Origin of the sequence: Pseudomonas sp. 50_B (genome assembly GCF_017491625.1) — a bacterium.
In the GTDB taxonomy this organism is placed as follows: domain Bacteria; phylum Pseudomonadota; class Gammaproteobacteria; order Pseudomonadales; family Pseudomonadaceae; genus Aquipseudomonas; species Aquipseudomonas danubii.
The window spans coordinates 1-470 of sequence record NZ_JAFGYX010000127.1 but is presented as its reverse complement, the minus strand read 5'-3'; the positions used below and the strand labels follow the sequence as shown (position 1 = coordinate 470).

Sequence of the window (470 nt, the reverse complement as noted above, 5' to 3'; positions counted from 1 at the left end):
ATACCGTATTGTCGATATCAGCGATCACGCCGTTGTAGCGGAAATAGTCGTACCCGCTGCTGATGCCCTCTACCGGCACGATCGCCTCGAGCCCCGGCACCCCCGTCGCCGCGACCATCGTGGGCAGCGTGCCGCCGTAGGAAATCCCTTCCATCGCGACGTGCCCGGTTGACCAGGACGCGGCGACCTGTTTGCCTTGGGCGTCAAAGCCTGGTGCGCCGGGATCGTTCGTCAGCCAGCGCACGACGCTCGCCATCGCCTCGCGCTCGGTACGATCCATTACCGACCAGCAGCCGTCCGACTGATTGGTGCCGATCGAATCGGCGTAGACGATCGTGTAGCCCATCCGCAAATATTCCGCCTCGCCGAGAAACGGCGCGCGCGTTTGCGTCGCGTAAGTCGGGTCCGCATAGTACACCGATGGCCGCACAATCACCGGTGTCTTGAGCCCCTCCGCCACTTCGGCCGGC

General features: G+C 64.3%; 1 protein-coding gene. It reads right to left on the bottom strand.

Features of this window, described 5'->3' with window-relative positions:
- A partial coding sequence (locus J5M73_RS31245) for a CocE/NonD family hydrolase (protein WP_279381771.1) occupies window positions 1-470 on the bottom strand: 470 nt, incomplete at both ends.